Genomic DNA, 14841 nt, shown 5'->3' on the forward strand with positions numbered 1-14841 from the left:
CCGGGAGCTGGCCCTCAGCCGGATGCAGGCCGAGGCGCAGCGCGACAACGCGGCGGGCATCGTCGGCGTGCGGACCGAGGTCTACAACCACGTGTGGGGGGAGCACGCCACCGAGTTCCTGGCCCTCGGCACCGCCATCCGTCCCCTCGAGGGGGCGCCCCAGCTGACCAAGCCGTCGCTGGTGCTCGGGATGGACCGGTAGCGCCCTCAGAGGGAGAGGCGGCTCACGCTGATCAGCCCCGCCGCCAGGCGGGACATGGCGAAGAACGGTCAGCCCGGCGTAATCCGGCGCTGCGCCAGCTTCCAGCTGCCGTCCACCCGCCGGAACAGGTCGTGGTAGTGGCCGACGATCCGGATGGTGGGCGCGGTGGCGGTGTCGGCCGCGAGGAGGAAGTAGGAGTCCGATACGGCGCCGTCGGGCCCTTCGAAGCGGACCGCCTGGGTGGTGATGACGTGACGGGTGCCGGTGCCGGGGCCCTGCTGGCCGGCCAGCCGGCGCTCCCGGGCCCCGGCCTGGATGTCGGCCCGGCCCCGGCGGTCGTTCCCGGGCATCTCCCAGGACGCGTCGGCCGTGAACAGGTCGAGGTACTCGTCGAGGTCGTCGGGCCCGCTCGCGTCGGCCAGGTGGGCCAGCCGGGCCACCACGTTGCGGATCTCCATCTCGTCGGCCAGGCGCCGCAGGGCGTCGGGGCCCGGGGCGTCGGCTGCGGCCATCGATCCTCCTGTCCGCCGGTCAGGAGGATCCTGGCCCCGTCAGGCGATCAGTATCCCCCGTAGCCGCCGGACGTCGTGCTGCTCTGGCTGGTGGCCGCCTTGATGGGCTGGCCGTTGGTGCCGAGCACGTACCACGTGCCGCCGAAGCTGGTGATCCCCTCACCCTTCGCCATGCCCGGGCCCGAGTCCCCCGCGTAGGTGTAGAGGGGCCAGCCGCCGTAGGTGACGTAGAGGCTGCCGCTGGCGTCCTTCACCGCCGAGAGCAGCGACGCCTGGAGGCCGGATCCCGCTGTGGCGGAGGTGACGCCTTTCGGCAGCTCGGTGTCGGGCCAGACCTTGGTGCACCCGTTGTCGTCGGTGCAGGTGATCTTGCCGCCCTGCTCCGAGGTGAGCATGTAGAGCGTCCGGCTGCTGCTGTCGACGAGCACGGTCCCGACGCCGGGCACCGCGGCCGAGTCGATCGTGACGCCCCCCGCCTGCCCGCTGGCCGGGGCGGCGCTCGACGACGAGGTGGTCGACCCCCCGCCGGAGCCGGCCGAGGCGGTCCCGGAGGTCGAGCTGCCGCAGGCGGCCAGGAGGCCGGCCGACCCGGCCGCCACCGCGCCGAACAGGGCCGTCCGCCGGAGGTGAGTGTGCTTGTTCAACCGGTGTCTCATCGGGTCTTGGCTCCCTTTGCTCAGTTCGCCCACCGGGCGCCGATTCCCTACAGATACGGCGCGAACCCGGCCTGCGGTTCGATATCGGCGTGCCTTTCTATCTCCAACTAGAGTTGGTTATAGTACAACGAGCCGACCTGAGCAGGAGGGCTTCGACGCCATGACCGACTTCGCCGCACCCATCGAGGAGGCCGCCGGGCCCCCGCACCTCTCGGTCGTTCCCGACAGCGGCCCTATCGACCACGCCCGGGCCGAAGCCGCCGTGGCCGACCTCCTGGGCGCCCTCGGCGTCGACCTCACCGACGAGTCGCTGTCCGGGACGCCCCGGCGGGTGGCGGCGGCCTACGCCGAGCTGTTGAGCCCCCGCCCCTTCCGGCTCACCACCTTCCCCAACGACGAGGCGTACGACGAGCTGATCCTGACCCGCGACATCCCCTTCCAGTCACTGTGCGCCCACCACCTGCTTCCGTTCGCCGGGGTGGCCCACGTCGGCTACCTGCCCGGGCCCCGCCTTCTCGGCCTGTCCAAGCTGGCCCGGGTGGTCGAGCACTTCTCCCGGCGCCTGCAGGTCCAGGAGCGCCTCACCAGCCAGGTGGCGGGATGGCTCGACGAGAACCTCGGGCCCAAGGGGGTGGGTGTGGTCATGGAGGCCGAGCACACCTGCATGACCATCCGCGGGGTGCGCGCCCCGGGCAGCCGGACGGTGACCTCGGCCCTGCACGGGCTGGTGCGCGACGACCCCCGCACCCGGGCCGAGTTCCTGGCCCTCGTCGGGCGGCCCTCGTAGCTCCGGCGCCCGGACGATGACCCCCTCCACCAGTCCCGGCACCTGCCTCGAGTTCGTGAGCTACGAGCGCCGGGGTGAGCCCGGCCTCCTGCACCGGGCGGCCGAGTGGCTCGAGGACAACCCCGACGCCGAGCTGATCAGCATCGACGTCGTGCCACCCGGCCTCATGGCGCACGAGACCTTCCTGCGCATGGTCGTGGTGCAGGAGGCTCCGGAACCGGGCGCCGAGCACCCGGCGGAAGGCGACCGGCTGATCCGTCGTTAGACGACTCAGAGGACCGACGGATCAGAGGACTACAGCAGGTGGCGGATCCAGTGGGTGGCGGCGGCGCCGAGGGTCACGATGACGATGACCCCGGCGATCTCGATCACCTCTCCGATGACCACCAGCAGGAGGTCACTCAGCAGGATCCCGCCGCACACGAGCACGGCGGCCACTCCCGGGATGGTGTCGAGGCCCGAGAACGGCGGCGACAGCAGGGCCGTGAAGCTGGTGGCCACCAGTGACAGCCCGAGGAGGCGCTGGACGGGACGGCGCCGGAGCAGGCCGGCCCCGCGCGGCCGGGAGAAGCGTTCGAGGCGCCGGATCCACCGGCCGACCAGGGGGATGGCCTTGTCGGTGGCGAGGGCCCCGAGCTGGCGCTCCCGGAAGCGGCGGGGCAACCAGATGGTCGTGCGCCCGAGGACCATCTGCAGGCCGAGGAGGGCGGCGATCACCTCGAAGACGTGGCTGATCCCTCCCGTCGGCAGCGGCAGGGCGGGCACGAACATCAGCAGCAGGATCGCCACGGCAAACGACTTCTCGCCGAAGGTCCCGCCCAGGCTGCCCAGGGTCTTCGGCCCCTCGGCCCGCAGCCAGTCCTCGAGCTCGGTCGAGAAGGGCTTCGTGTCGGCGTCGGTGTCTGCTTCCCCTTCCGCTGGCGCTTCCGCCGCCACCTCCGGTGACGGGGCCGGGTCGGGTCGACCATCCGGTCGCTCGCTGCCGGGCGGGTCCATGACGCCTGATTAGCACCCCGATGATCGGAGGGGGGCCCGGCTCCCACCCCCGTCCGGCGCTAAAGCGTCGGACCGCCCCATCCGACACTCGGTCGTGGACCCGATCGGGTTGGATTCGTCGCGCGACCAGGCGCCGGGGGACGAGGCGGCGCGGGCCAGGTGTCCCCACTGCGACGCCCAGCTCGACACCGGCCTCGACTGGTGCTCCCTGTGCCTGAAGCCGGTCGGCCCCGGCGCCACCCGCCGCGCCGTGTTCCGACCGGCTGTCCCGGCGCACCCGGGCGGGCCGGGACCCCTCCACATGGAGGTCCTGTCGACCCCGCGCCCCGGCGACGGCCGCAAGGGCGTCACCATCGCCGTCTTCGTCATCCTGCTCAACGTCGTCATCCAGGGCCTGGTGCTGTCCTGGGCCGGAGGCGGGAGGGTGGCCAGCGACACGGCCATCACCGTCGCCATCTGGGCCGGCCTCGTCTTCTACGGCATCGTGGCCGTGGTGGCCCTCAAGGGCCTTTCGGAGAGCACCATCAGCCCGGTGTGGACGCGGGGCAACCCCCGCCACGCCCTGCTCATCGGCGCCTCGGTCGGGGCCGTCCTGTCGACCATCCTCGTGACGGCCCAGCGTCTGGCCGTCGGCCATCTCATCGGTGACCCGGTGGCCCGGCTGATCGTCTCGGACGGGACCCCGGTCCGGGTGATCGAGGCCATCCTCGTCATGGTCGTCGCCGCGCCGGTGGTGGAGGAGATCGTCTTCCGCGGCATCCTGCTCGAGTCGCTGCGCCACCGGGGGGAACGACTGGCCCTGGTGGTGTCGTCGGTTCTCTTCGCCGTCGCCCACCTCAACCCGGCCGAGCTCGTCTACTACACGGCCATGGGCGCCGTGCTCGGCCGTCGCTACCAGCGCCGAGGACTGCGCTGCTCGATGGCGGCCCACGCCGCCTTCAACGGCGCCCTCGTCGTCGTGGCCCTCCTCACCACTCTCGGCCCGGCCCACGCCTACAACGTCGAAGGAGCCAGCTTCCGGCTCCCGTCGGTCTGGCACCACGTCGGGGGCTACCCGACCGGGAGCTTTGCCGGACCCGGTGGATCGGGCCTCAACGTGCGGACCGAGGCTCTGCCCCCCGGTCAGGTCTTCAATCCCGGCCGGGCCGTGGCCCAGGCCGAGAGCGGCCAGGCCCCGCTTCCGGTGGGGATGACGATCACCTCGGCACAGCTGGCCACCTATCCGGCGGGAGAAGGCGTCCTCATGCAGGTCACCGTCGCCAACCAGAGCGGGGAGGTCTTCCTCATCTCCGATGGCGGCGAGCTCTGGATCCTGTCCCTGGCCGGGGAGGGAAGCCCCCGGGCGGAGGGCGACTTCACGGCGATGCTCCAGTCCCTCCGGCTGCCGGCCGGCGCTTCCCCCTCGTCGACCTGACGCCCGCGCTCTAGCGGGGCCGGCTCCCCCGCACCAGCCCGCCCGGGCGCGCCCCGGTCGGCTCACCTTCGGAGAAGGTCTGCACCCCGGCCACCCACGTGGCGGCGTAGCCGTCGACGCGCTGCACGAGACGGCGGCCGCCGGCGGGCAGGTCGAAGACCATCTCGGGCACGTGGAGCTGCAGGGCGTCGAGGTCGACGAGGTTGAGGTCGGCGCGCTTGCCGGCGGCGATGGTCCCCCGGTCGGCCAGCCCGTAGAGGGCGGCGGGCCGGCTGGTCTGCAGGGCCACGGCCTCCTCCACGCCGAGCCGCTCCCCCCGGGAGCGGTCCCGGGCCCAGTGGGTCAGCACGTAGGTGGTCATGCTCGCGTCGCAGATGAGCCCGCAGTGGGCCCCACCGTCCCCCAGGCCGAGGACCGAGCGGGGGTGGGTCATCATCTCGAGGATGGCGTCGTGGCTGCCGTCGAAGTAGTTGGCCAGCGGGGCGAACAACAGGGCCCGCCCGCCGTCCTCGAGCAGCCAGTCGAGCACGACCTCCTCGGGCCGCCTGCCCTCCCGCGCCGCAGTGGCGGAGACGCTGGTCTCCGGCGCCGGCTCGTAGTCCGGCGGGCTCCCGAGGGGGAAGATGGCGTCCCAGCGCGAGATCAGCATGCGCGCCACCGGGCTGTTGGTCGTCGGCTCCTCGGCCAGCAGCCGCTCCCGCAGCGCGGGGTCGGCCAGCCGGGCCACGCGCTCGGCCAGCGGCAGGTCGGCCACGGCCCGGTAGCTGGGATGGGTGATGAACGGGTGCAGCGAGGACTGCAGGCCGAACAGCATCCCCGTCGGGCGGTCGGCCACCTGGGGCACGACGTCGAGGCCGGAGGCGGCCATGCGGTCGGCCTCGGCCAGGGCGGTGCGGTAGGCGGTCAGGTCGGGGGGCGCCTGGGCCAGGCTGTAGGTGACCGGGCCCCCGCACCGGCGGGCCAGCTCGGCCACGAGGGCCTGGCCCTGCTCGCCGGCCACGTTGTCGGCGATCAGCTGGAACACGGCGCCGCCGCCGGCCGCCACCCCGTCGGCCAGGGCCAGCAGCTCGGACTCGGCCGCGGTCGTGCCCGGCACCAGGCCGTGGCGGGAGCTGTGCAGGAAGGTCCGGGAGGTGCTGAAGCCGGCCGCCCCGGCCGCCACCGCCTCGGCCACGACCCGGCCCATCTCCTCCACGTCGGCGGGGGTGGCGTCGTCGTGGGCCCGCTCCCCCATCACGTAGGCCCGCACGGCGGCGTGGGGCACCTGGGCCAGCACGTCGAGCACGCGCGGATGGGACTCGAGGGCGTCGAGGTACTGGGAAAAGCTCTCCCAGTTCCAGTCCAGCCCCTCGTGCAGCGCCGTCCCCGGGATGTCCTCGACCCCCTCCATCAGCTCGATGAGGAAGTCCTCGGCGCCGGGGCGCACGGGGGCGAAGCCGACTCCGCAGTTGCCCATCACCAGCGTCGTGACCCCGTGCCAGCTCGACGGCGTGACCTCGGGGTCCCACGTCACCTGACCGTCGTAGTGGGTGTGCACGTCGACCCACCCCGGCGCCAGCAGGCGGCCGCCGGCGTCGACCTCGACCCGGCCCGACCCCTCCACCGGGCCCACGGCGGTGATGACCCCGTCGTCGACGGCCACGTCCCCGGAGAAGCGGGTGCGGCCGGTGCCGTCGGCAATGTCGGCGTCACGGATCACCAGGTCATGCACGCGAGGTCCTCGCCTTCTTGTCGGGGGCGCCGGTGCCGGCGCCGGCAGTCTTGCCGTTGGCGGACGTAGCCGCCCTCGTCCGGGTCGTGGTCGTGCTGGCCCGCCGGCGGCCCCCACCGGGACCGGAGCGGTTGATGGCCGCCTGGTCGGTGCCGAGGTAGCTGGCCACCACCCGGGGGTCGCGGCGCACCCGGTCGGGTGGGCCCTCGGCGATGACCCGGCCCGACTCCATGGCGTACACCCTGTCCGACACGCCCATGATCAGGGGCATGTCGTGCTCGATGATCAGCACGGCGCAGCCCAGCTCCTCCTGCACCCGGCGGAGGAGGGGGGCGAACGCCTCCGCCTCCCGCTGGGCTATGCCGGCGGTCGGCTCGTCGAGCAGGAGCAGGGCGGGGCGCTGGGCCAGGATCGAGGCGATGTCGACCACCCGCCTGGTCCCGGTCGACAGCTCGCTGGCCCGCTTGTCGCGGTGGGGGCCGAGGCCGAGGGTCGTGGCCAGCCGGTCGACGGCCTCGAGCTTGGCCGCCTCCCGGCGCCGGGACCCGATGCCGAGGAGGGCGGCCATCACCCGGGCCGGATGGTGGCGCTCGACCGCGACCAGCAGGCACTCGTCGACGGTGAGCCCCGGGTACAGGCGGGCGTCCTGGAAGCTGCGCCCCACACCCACGTAGGGGCGCAGCTCGGGAGCCAGGCCGGTCAGCTCCACCCCCTCGACGGTGATCGAGCCCGCCCACGGCTCGACGAAGCCGGAGATGCAGTCCATCAACGTCGTCTTGCCCGCCCCGTTGGAGCCGATCAGGCCGACGATCTCCCCCGCCGCCACCCGCAGGCTGGCCTGGTCGACGGCCACCAGCCCGCCGAAGCCCACGGTCAGATCGCTGACCGCGAGGGCGGCCGTGTCGACAACGGCGGTCTCGGCGACAGTGGTCCCGACGACGGCGTTCCCGGCCCCGGCGCTACCGGCGCCGGAGGGGGCGGCGCTCACGCCTGCACCCGGCCGGCCACCTCACCCGGAGCGGGGCGGTCGAGAGCCACCCGCACCAGGTCGCGCACCGGTGGCAGGACCCGGGGCGGCGGGGGCAGGCCGTCGGCCCGGCGCACCATCCGGGACACGATGGCGTCGCGCCCCGAGTACACCATGCCCGCCACGCCGCGCGGCACGAACATCAGGAACAACAGACCGCCGACGCCGCCGAACAGGAACGAGAACAGCTGGCTCACCTCGCTGCCCTTGGCCAGCACCGGGATGCCGAACACGAACACCGCCCCGAGGATGGCGCCGGGCAGCGACCCCAGCCCGCCGATCACGACCATCGTCAGCATGTTGAAGCTGTCGTCCGGTGAGAAGTCGGTGGCCACGTAGCGCTGGTGGGCGTAGGCGAACACCACGCCGGCGACGGCGGCCATGAACCCGGCGAGGGCGAAGCCGACCAGGCGCGCCCCGGTCGCCGATATGCCCGCCGCCCGGGCCGAGCGGTCGTTGTCCCGCACGGCGATGAGCAGCCGGCCCGGACCGGAGCGCCGGAAGTTCCGCGCCGCCAGGGTGCAGACGGCCAGGACCACCAGGCCGAAGTAGTAGACGCCCTTCTCGCCCTGCAGCCCGCTCGGGCGGGCGATGAACACCCCGGCCGGGTTGCCGACGATGCCGGGCTGCTCGAACAGGTAGCCCTGGGCCAGCACGGCGAAGGCCATGGTGGCCACCGCGAGGAACAACCCCTGGATCCGCACCGCCGGCAGCCCCACCAGCACCGACACGCCGGCGCCGACGGCGCCCACCACGATCGTGAGCAGCCAGAACGGCAGGTGGGCGTCCCCGGCCAGACGCGAGGCGGCGAACGCCCCCGCCCCCACCAGGGCGAACTGCCCCAGCGACACCTGGCCCCCCCACCCGGTCAGGACGCAGAGCGACACCCCGACGATGGCGTAGGTGATCACCACGGTCATGAGGAACGACTTGGCCGAGGTGTCGAGGCCGAAGAACGGCAGCCACGGCAGCACCACGCCGACGGCGGCGCAGACCAGCACCGACCCGGTGCGCAGGCGGCGGACGGATGCGAGGGCGGCCACCCGCCGGGGCAGGGCGGGGGCCTCGGCGCCGAAATTGATGCTTCGCCCCGGGTCGCGGGCAGCGCGGGAGAGCTCGCCCGCCCGCCACAGCAGCGCCGCCATGACGACCAGGAACACGACCAGCTCGACGGCTCCGCCCGACGGGTAGTTGGCGAAGGTGACGGCCTCGAGCACGCCGATCCCGATGCCGGCGGCAAACGAGGTCGTGAGGTTCGTCATGCGCCCGATCAGGGCGGCGCCGAGGGCGCGCACCAGGATGCTGGCACCCGAGCCGCCGACGACGAAGACCGACTGCTTGGGGGCGTCGAGGATGGCGGCGACGGCCGAGATGATCCCGGCGATCAGCCAGACGAGCGTGGACATGCGCCGCACCGAGATGCCGGCCAGCCGGGCGGCGTCGGGGTTCTCGGCCGAGGCCCGGATGGCCTGCCCGTAGGCGGTCAGCCGGAGGAACAGCGACAGGGCCACGGTGACGACCGGGACGACGATGAGGATCAGCACGTCGGCGGCGTCGATGATCAGGTGGCCGACGTGCAGCTGGATGTGGAACGGGACCGGGTAGCCGTGGAGCACGACCTTCGACTGCACCGGGTTGAGCGGCTTGATCAGCCGGGGCACGAGCATGAGCTGGGCCAGGAAGATGCTCGCCACCATCAGCACCAGGCGGGGCGAGGAGAACAGGCGGCGCACCACGGTGAGCTCGGCCAGCATGGCGAGAGCGGCGCCGGCGGCCAGGGCCACGGGCAGGGCCACGAGGTAGGGGAAGCCGGCGTCGAGCACGAGCTTGCCCAGCAGCACCGAGGAGATCAGGCCCATGTTGGCCTGGCAGAAGTTCACGAAGCGCTGGGCCCGGTAGACGAGCACCAGGCCGACGGCCAACAGCCCGTACAGCAGGCCCTGGATGACCCCGAGGACCACCACGTCGAGGCTGAGCTTCACGGCGTCGCCGCCTCGGCTCCCGCCAGGAAGATCGACCGGAGGAGATCGGGGCGCTCGAGCAGGTCCCGGGCCGGCCCCGAGAAGCGCACCTGGCCCTTCTCCATGAACACGGCGCGCGTCGCCAGGCTGAGGGCCACGTTCACCGACTGCTCGACGATCACGATCGTGGTCCCCGCCGCGTTGAGAGTTCGCACCGTCTCGAGCAGCTGCTCGATCACCGCCGGGGCCAGGCCGAGGGACAGCTCGTCGATGCACAGGAGCCGGGGTTGCAGCATCAGCGCCTTGGCCAGGCCGAGCATCTGCTGCTCCCCGCCGGACAGGGTGGCGGCCAGCTGGTCCCGCCGGGCCGCCAGCACGGGGAACATCTCCTCCACCCGGGCCATCCCGGTGTCGACCGCGGTGGCGCTGTGGCGCAGCCGGTAGGCGCCGGCGCGCAGGTTCTCGGCCACGGTGAGGCCGGGGAACACCGCCTTGCCCCCGGGCATCTGCACCAGCCCCAGGCCGACGATCTGCTCGGTCTCCAGGTAGGTCACGTCGTGGCCGTCGAAGCGGATCGAGCCGCGCGTCGGGTGCTCGAGCCCGCTCACGGCGCGGAGCAGGGTCGACTTCCCCGCCCCGTTGGTGCCGAGCAGGGCCAGCACCTCCCCCTCCTCGACGTCGAGGCTCACGTCGAACAGCACCTGCAGGTTCCCGTAGCGGAAGTCGAGGTTGCGGACCTCGAGGAGGTTGCGGACCGGGGAGTTGCGCCGGGCCGCCGACTCCTCCGCCTCCCGGATGTCGGCCGCCACGGCGGCCAGATCGCCACGCACGTGGCGGGCCCCGAGGGCGATCAGCGCCCCCGCCAGCGTGCCCGGCACCGCCAGGAGGGTGATCGCCAGCCGGGCGCTGGTGGCATCGGCGATGGCCCCGAAGATCACCCCGCCGAGGAAGCCGCCCAGCACGAGGATGAAGATGCCGAGCATGGCGAAGCTCAGGGCCCGCAGCCGGGGCGGCGAGGTGGCGGCCAGGATCAGCCGCAGCGGCGCCACCATCAGGCCCACCCCGGTCGTGGCCACCACCTGCACGATCACGACCAGCGCCAGCACCGGCAGGTACAGCGCCCCCGCCGACACCACGCTGTAGGCCACCAGGCCGCCCCCGATCACCACCACCGGCCACGACGGGTCGAAGCGGAACAGGCGGTCCCCCACCACCCCGCCGAGGAGCAGCCCGACCAGGTTCCCGATCCCGATGACCGAGAAGATCAGCCCCCGCCCGAACGGCCCGACCCCCCACTGGTCCTGGAGGTAGGTACTGATCAGCACCGGCCCGCTGACCAGGGCGAAGCCCATCACCCCGATCCCGAGGTACAAGTAGCGCAGGGTCCGGATGTCGAAGAGGCGGCGCATGCCCGTGGCGAGGGGGATGCGGGGCTCGTCCTCGGCGGCCTCGCCGCCCGTCGTCGTTGTGGCGGTCGGGGCCGGGGCGGCGCCGTCCTGTGTCGTCGTGACCACGCCCAGCCGCTCCATCGCCCCCCGCTCGGGGTCGCGCAGCCGGGTGACGGCCACCGCCGCCACCACGCCGAGCGGGGCCACGGCGAGGAACGCCCAGCGCCATCCCGCCGATCCCGCCGCCAGGGCGGCGATGCCGCCGGTGAGCGCCGGCCCCACCACGAGGGCCACCGGCTGGGCCAGCTGGTGGCCGGCGTAGGCCCGGCTGCGGGCCTCGACCGGGTAGTAGTCGGCCACCAGGCTGCCGTGCACCGGCTCGATGGCGGCCTGGCCCAGCCCGGTGAAGACCCGGGCCAGGGTCAGCTGCACGGCGCTCGTCACCAGCCCGGTCCACGCCACGAACACCGCCCACACCGCGGCGGCCGCCGCGGCCAGCCGGATCCGTCGCCCCCGGTCGGCCAGCACGGCGAAGGGCACCGCCGCCGCCACGACCAGCACGGCGCTGACTCCGTTTATCCCGTTGATGGCGGCCTGGCTCAGGTGGAAGGTGCGCCGGATGTCGGGGGCCAGGGTGGCGAAGGCGGTGCGGTCGAGGTTGTCGACGGCGTTGACCGTGGCCAGGGTCAACAGCGGGGCCAGGCCCCACTTGGCGAGGACGGTGCGCAGCGGTGCGCCCCCGCCGTCGCGCTCCAGGCCGGGAATGGCGGTGTAGTCGAAGCCGCCGGGGCCGGCTCCCGCCGCCCTGTCCCCGGCCGCCTGCTCCCCCGCCGCCGCCTCGGCCAGGCGGCCGGCCAGGGCACCGAGCTCGCCGCGCTCGCCGCGCTCCGGCGCGTCCACGGCCACGGACGGCGCTCTCAGAACCAGTTCTTGAAGCAGCCGGGCGCCAGCTGGTGGAACTTGTCCGCCTGCCAGCCGCCGCTGGCCTCGGCGTGGTACTGGTCCACCGACAGCTCGTCGGAGCCGTCCCACTTGGCGGGCCCGAACGAGGCCGAGCAGTACCCGACCTGCTCGCTCCAGGCGCCGGTCTTGCCCATCTGGAGCCCCCACTGGGCGCGGGTGGGGTTCGGTCCGGCCCGCTTGGCGGCGTTGGCCCACAACAGGATCTCCGAGCCCAGCTCGTAGTTGGTGAGCTGCTGCTCCTGCTGGGACATCTCGCTGCTGCCGTTGGTGGAGTAGCCCTGGGGGTAGGTGCGGTCGTAGACCTGGTCGGCGTACTTGGTGAAGGCCGTCACCGGGTAGTGCTGGGGGTTGATCCCCGCCAGGGTGGTGCCCAGGCACTCGGTGCCGTTGAAGGCCTGGGGCGGATAGGTGGTGGTGACGAAGTCCTCGCACCCGAAGTACTCGTCGGTGTCGGTGTAGCGCGGGAACCACTGCTGGTTCTGGGCGTACTGCATGAACTGGGTCTTGAAGATCAGGTTCATGTCGAAGATCACGAACGTCACGCCCTTGGTGCGCATGTCGAGCACGGCGTTCTGGATCTGGGCCAGGGCCTGGTTGCTGTCGCTGGCCAGCTTGACCACGTCGGTCGGGTGGATGCCGTTGCGCGCCAGCGCCGGCAGCAGCGTGCCGGTGACCGAGGGGGCCACGTTCGGGATGTCGTGGTAGATGACCCCGACCTTGTCGGTGCTCCGCACGTAGCCCGAGCTGGCCAGCCACTTGGCCTGGTTGAGGAACAGGCGGTCCTTGTTCATGAACGTGGCCCACAGGTACGGGGCCGACTGCGGGTACCACGACGCCGGCTCGGGATCGGTGCTGATGAGCGGGGTCTTGTTCTCCTTGGCGATGCAGAGCTGCGCCGTGGAGTCGTAGCCGCCGGTGGTGATGACCGAGAAGACCTTCTGGTCCTGGGTCATCGTCTTGCACCCCGCCGTCATGTCGTTGGTGTCCAGGACGTCGAAGGTGTAGTTGTAGTTGGTCAGCTGCCGGCCGTCGATGCCGCCGTTCCGGTTGAGCTCGTTGAACCAGGCGGTGATGACCTTGCCCTGGTCCCCGTTGACGCCGACGTTGAAGCCGGCGGCGGCCAGGTTGCTGGTGTTGGCGATCAGGAACCCGAGCTTGATGGTCTTGGGTGTGATCCCCTGGTCCGACGCGGTCAGCGGCGTGTTCGGGGCCACGGTGCCCGACGTCCCGCCCGAGCCCGACCCGCCCCCGGCCGCCGACGAGGCGGGGGCGGCCCCGCCGCTCCCCTCCGAGAAGGCGCCGCCGCTCGAGGAGCTTCCCCCGACGGCCTGGCCGGTCAGGTCGGTGCTGCCGGTCGACAGGCCCGACGCCGCCCCCGACGCCCCCGTCCCCGTTCCTGCCCCGCCGCTGGAGCCGGAGGTGCCGGCCGCCCCGGCGGAGGCGGTTCCCGAGCCGTTGGTGGAACCCCCCGGGCCCCGGGCGGCGTAGCCGAGGCTGGCGGCCACGAGGGTGAGGCAGGCCCCGACGATCAGCGACCGGGTGTCGAGCCCCTTGGCCGCCCGCGCCCCCCGGGCCGCCGCTTCCCTGGCGGACCTCATCGGCAGCATTCGCACTCCTCCCCCAGCACCGGAGCCCGGATACCTGACGCGCCCCTCAGATCTGGAAAGATAGGACGAAGCTTGACGAACTGTCACATTTCCGGCCGCTGACCGGCGAGGAGGGCGAATGGCCACGAGGCCGGCCGAGCCGGACTCGATGACGAGGATCGTGGCGGCGGTCGAGGCCGCCCGGTTCGGCCTGCGCCGGGAGCGGGGCCAGGACCGCCCGCTAGGACGCAAGGCGGCCCGGACCCGGGAGGCCCTCCTGGCCGCCGCCTACGACGTGTTCACGACCCAGGGGTACCAGGCCACCTCGGTCAACGACATCGCCGCCGCCGCCGGCGTGAGCGTCGGGACCTTCTACCAGTACTTCCGCGACCGGGCCGGGATCATGGCCGCCCTGGTGGGCGACGCCGTCGTCGTGATGTTCGGCGCCCGCAACCGCTGGGACGCCCGCGACGGCCTGCCCGGCGTCATCCGGCTGGTGACCTCGTTCGTGGAGACCTACGCCGGCACCGCCCCGTTCCAGCGCCTCTGGGAGGAGGTCACCCACGTCGACGCCGAGCTGGCCGCCCTGCGCCGTGACGTCACCCACCTCCTGACCGCCGACGTGGCGACCGAGCTGGCCCGGGCCGCCGCCCTCGGCCTGGTCCGCGACGACCTCGACCCGTTCACCACCGCCAGCGCCCTCACCTCGATGGTCGACCGGTACTGCTACATCACCTACGTCTTCGATCCTCCCCCCGAGGGTGCGCCGAGGCCAGCCGAGGTGGCCGAGACCCTGGCCCGCATGTGGGCCGGCGCCGTCGAATTGGAGCCGGCGCACCGGTAGCCCCACCCGGTGGCGCAATAACGTCGCCCGGCATGAGTGAGAGCCGGCTTCCCCCCTTACGACGTCCCGACCTGGACGAGACGAGAGAGTCTCTGTGGGACTCGATCGCGTCGAGCCGAGGTCAGTGGATCGTCGGCGACGACGAGGCCCTGGCCGGGCCCTTCAACGCCTGGATCACCGCCCCGACGGTGGGCACCCGCCTCCTGGCGCTGGGAACGGTCCTCCGCTTCGAGATCTCGCTCGAGCGCCGCCTGATCGAGCTGGCGATCATCACCGTCGGCGCCCACTGGAAGGCCGAGTTCGAGTGGTGGGCGCACTCCCGCATGGCGCTGGAGGCCGGCGTCTCCCCGGAGGTGATCGAGTCCGTGCGCCGCGGGGACACGCCGCCGTTCGCCGACGACTCCGAGCGCGTCGTCCACCTCGTGGCCCGCGAGCTCGTGAGCACGGGTTCGCTCACCGAGGCCACCTATGCGGAGGCCGAGACCTTGCTCGGCCCTGCCGGCCTGGTCGAGCTGGTCTCGCTGTGCGGCTACTACACGCTCGTGTCCTACACGCTGAACGCGTTTGCCGTGCCTCTGCCGACCGGTGTCGATCCGGCGTGGGACCACTGACGAGAACGAGCAGGCCGCACGGACTCTGCGCCCCCATGTCTCAGGGGAGCGGTCCTGCCCGTCCCGCCGGCCCCACCGGCGAGCATCGCTGTCTATTCGGTTGTCAAGGAACAGGCGCGGGGTCCCGGTCCCGGCGCCGGCGCAGATAGGCCGTGCCGTCGGGGTAGTCCCGCTTGGTCTTCT

At 72.8% G+C, this 14841-nt stretch carries 14 protein-coding genes; 6 read left to right on the top strand and 8 right to left on the bottom strand.

Annotated elements, in window-relative coordinates:
• Positions 1–202 (top strand): heavy metal-binding domain-containing protein (locus tag VFW24_06960; protein HEX5266494.1); only part of this gene is annotated, 202 nt, incomplete at its 5' end.
• Positions 203–270: 68 nt separating this feature from the next.
• Here the strand turns inward: VFW24_06960 and VFW24_06965 are convergent.
• Both VFW24_06965 and VFW24_06970 read right to left on the bottom strand, forming a co-directional pair.
• Positions 271–714, bottom strand: a complete 444-nt coding sequence (locus VFW24_06965; GenBank protein ID HEX5266495.1) for a nuclear transport factor 2 family protein — start codon at positions 712–714, stop codon at positions 271–273.
• A 47-nt stretch (positions 715–761) separates the two neighbouring features.
• Positions 762–1358: a hypothetical protein gene (locus VFW24_06970; GenBank protein HEX5266496.1), complete on the bottom strand. Its 597-nt coding sequence runs from the start codon at positions 1356–1358 to the stop codon at positions 762–764.
• Between the two features lie 172 nt (positions 1359–1530).
• Between VFW24_06970 and folE the strand changes: the two genes are divergently transcribed.
• Both folE and VFW24_06980 read left to right on the top strand, forming a co-directional pair.
• A complete protein-coding gene (gene folE, locus VFW24_06975; protein HEX5266497.1) occupies positions 1531–2157 on the top strand; it encodes a GTP cyclohydrolase I FolE in 627 nt (208 codons plus the stop codon).
• A 16-nt stretch (positions 2158–2173) separates the two neighbouring features.
• Positions 2174–2422 carry a hypothetical protein gene (locus VFW24_06980; protein HEX5266498.1) on the top strand — a complete coding sequence of 83 codons (249 nt, stop codon included), beginning with the start codon at positions 2174–2176 and terminating at the stop codon, positions 2420–2422.
• Between the two features lie 29 nt (positions 2423–2451).
• On the opposite strand, the gene VFW24_06985 is transcribed toward VFW24_06980, so the two are convergent.
• A complete protein-coding gene (locus tag VFW24_06985) occupies positions 2452–3093 on the bottom strand; it encodes an exopolysaccharide biosynthesis protein (protein HEX5266499.1) in 642 nt (213 codons plus the stop codon).
• 154 nt (positions 3094–3247) lie between these two features.
• Between VFW24_06985 and VFW24_06990 the strand changes: the two genes are divergently transcribed.
• A complete protein-coding gene (locus VFW24_06990) occupies positions 3248–4567 on the top strand; it encodes a CPBP family intramembrane glutamic endopeptidase (protein HEX5266500.1) in 1320 nt (439 codons plus the stop codon).
• Between the two features lie 10 nt (positions 4568–4577).
• On the opposite strand, the gene VFW24_06995 is transcribed toward VFW24_06990, so the two are convergent.
• Genes VFW24_06995 through VFW24_07015 form a run of 5 tightly spaced genes read right to left on the bottom strand, consistent with a single transcriptional unit; the run spans position 4578 to position 13215 of the window.
• Complete coding sequence (locus VFW24_06995; GenBank protein ID HEX5266501.1) at positions 4578–6278, bottom strand: amidohydrolase family protein; 1701 nt, start codon at positions 6276–6278, stop codon at positions 4578–4580.
• Positions 6271–7266 carry an ABC transporter ATP-binding protein gene (locus tag VFW24_07000; protein HEX5266502.1) on the bottom strand — a complete coding sequence of 332 codons (996 nt, stop codon included), beginning with the start codon at positions 7264–7266 and terminating at the stop codon, positions 6271–6273. The genes VFW24_06995 and VFW24_07000 overlap by 8 nt, the downstream gene beginning before the upstream one ends.
• Positions 7263–9287 carry an ABC transporter permease gene (locus VFW24_07005; protein ID HEX5266503.1) on the bottom strand — a complete coding sequence of 675 codons (2025 nt, stop codon included), beginning with the start codon at positions 9285–9287 and terminating at the stop codon, positions 7263–7265. The genes VFW24_07000 and VFW24_07005 overlap by 4 nt, the downstream gene beginning before the upstream one ends.
• On the bottom strand, positions 9284–11560 hold the full coding sequence (locus VFW24_07010) for an ATP-binding protein (GenBank protein HEX5266504.1): 2277 nt from the start codon (positions 11558–11560) through the stop codon (positions 9284–9286). Before VFW24_07010 ends, VFW24_07005 begins: the two co-directional genes overlap by 4 nt.
• 11 nt (positions 11561–11571) lie before the next feature.
• Positions 11572–13215, bottom strand: coding sequence for a hypothetical protein (locus VFW24_07015; protein HEX5266505.1), 1644 nt, complete (start codon positions 13213–13215; stop codon positions 11572–11574).
• Between the two features lie 127 nt (positions 13216–13342).
• Here VFW24_07015 and VFW24_07020 point away from each other — a divergent pair, with 127 nt between their 5' ends.
• Positions 13343–14047 (top strand): helix-turn-helix domain-containing protein, encoded by a 705-nt coding sequence (locus tag VFW24_07020; protein ID HEX5266506.1) that lies wholly within the window; start codon positions 13343–13345, stop codon positions 14045–14047.
• 32 nt (positions 14048–14079) lie between these two features.
• On the top strand, positions 14080–14658 hold the full coding sequence (locus tag VFW24_07025) for a carboxymuconolactone decarboxylase family protein (protein ID HEX5266507.1): 579 nt from the start codon (positions 14080–14082) through the stop codon (positions 14656–14658).
• The last annotated feature ends 183 nt before the right edge of the window (positions 14659–14841 follow it).

Source organism: Acidimicrobiales bacterium, assembly GCA_036273495.1.
Taxonomy (GTDB): Bacteria; Actinomycetota; Acidimicrobiia; order Acidimicrobiales; family JAJPHE01; genus DASSEU01.

Excerpts from the sequence above, each read along its gene's own strand:
- VFW24_06965 (HEX5266495.1), bottom strand. The coding sequence starts at position 714 with ATGGCCGCAGCCGACGCCCCGGGCCCCGACGCCCTGCGGCGCCTGGCC.
- folE (HEX5266497.1), top strand. The coding sequence starts at position 1,531 with ATGACCGACTTCGCCGCACCCATCGAGGAGGCCGCCGGGCCCCCGCAC.
- VFW24_06980 (HEX5266498.1), top strand. The coding sequence starts at position 2,174 with ATGACCCCCTCCACCAGTCCCGGCACCTGCCTCGAGTTCGTGAGCTAC.
- VFW24_07015 (HEX5266505.1), bottom strand. The coding sequence starts at position 13,215 with ATGAGGTCCGCCAGGGAAGCGGCGGCCCGGGGGGCGCGGGCGGCCAAG.
- VFW24_07020 (HEX5266506.1), top strand. The coding sequence starts at position 13,343 with ATGGCCACGAGGCCGGCCGAGCCGGACTCGATGACGAGGATCGTGGCG.
- VFW24_07025 (HEX5266507.1), top strand. The coding sequence starts at position 14,080 with ATGAGTGAGAGCCGGCTTCCCCCCTTACGACGTCCCGACCTGGACGAG.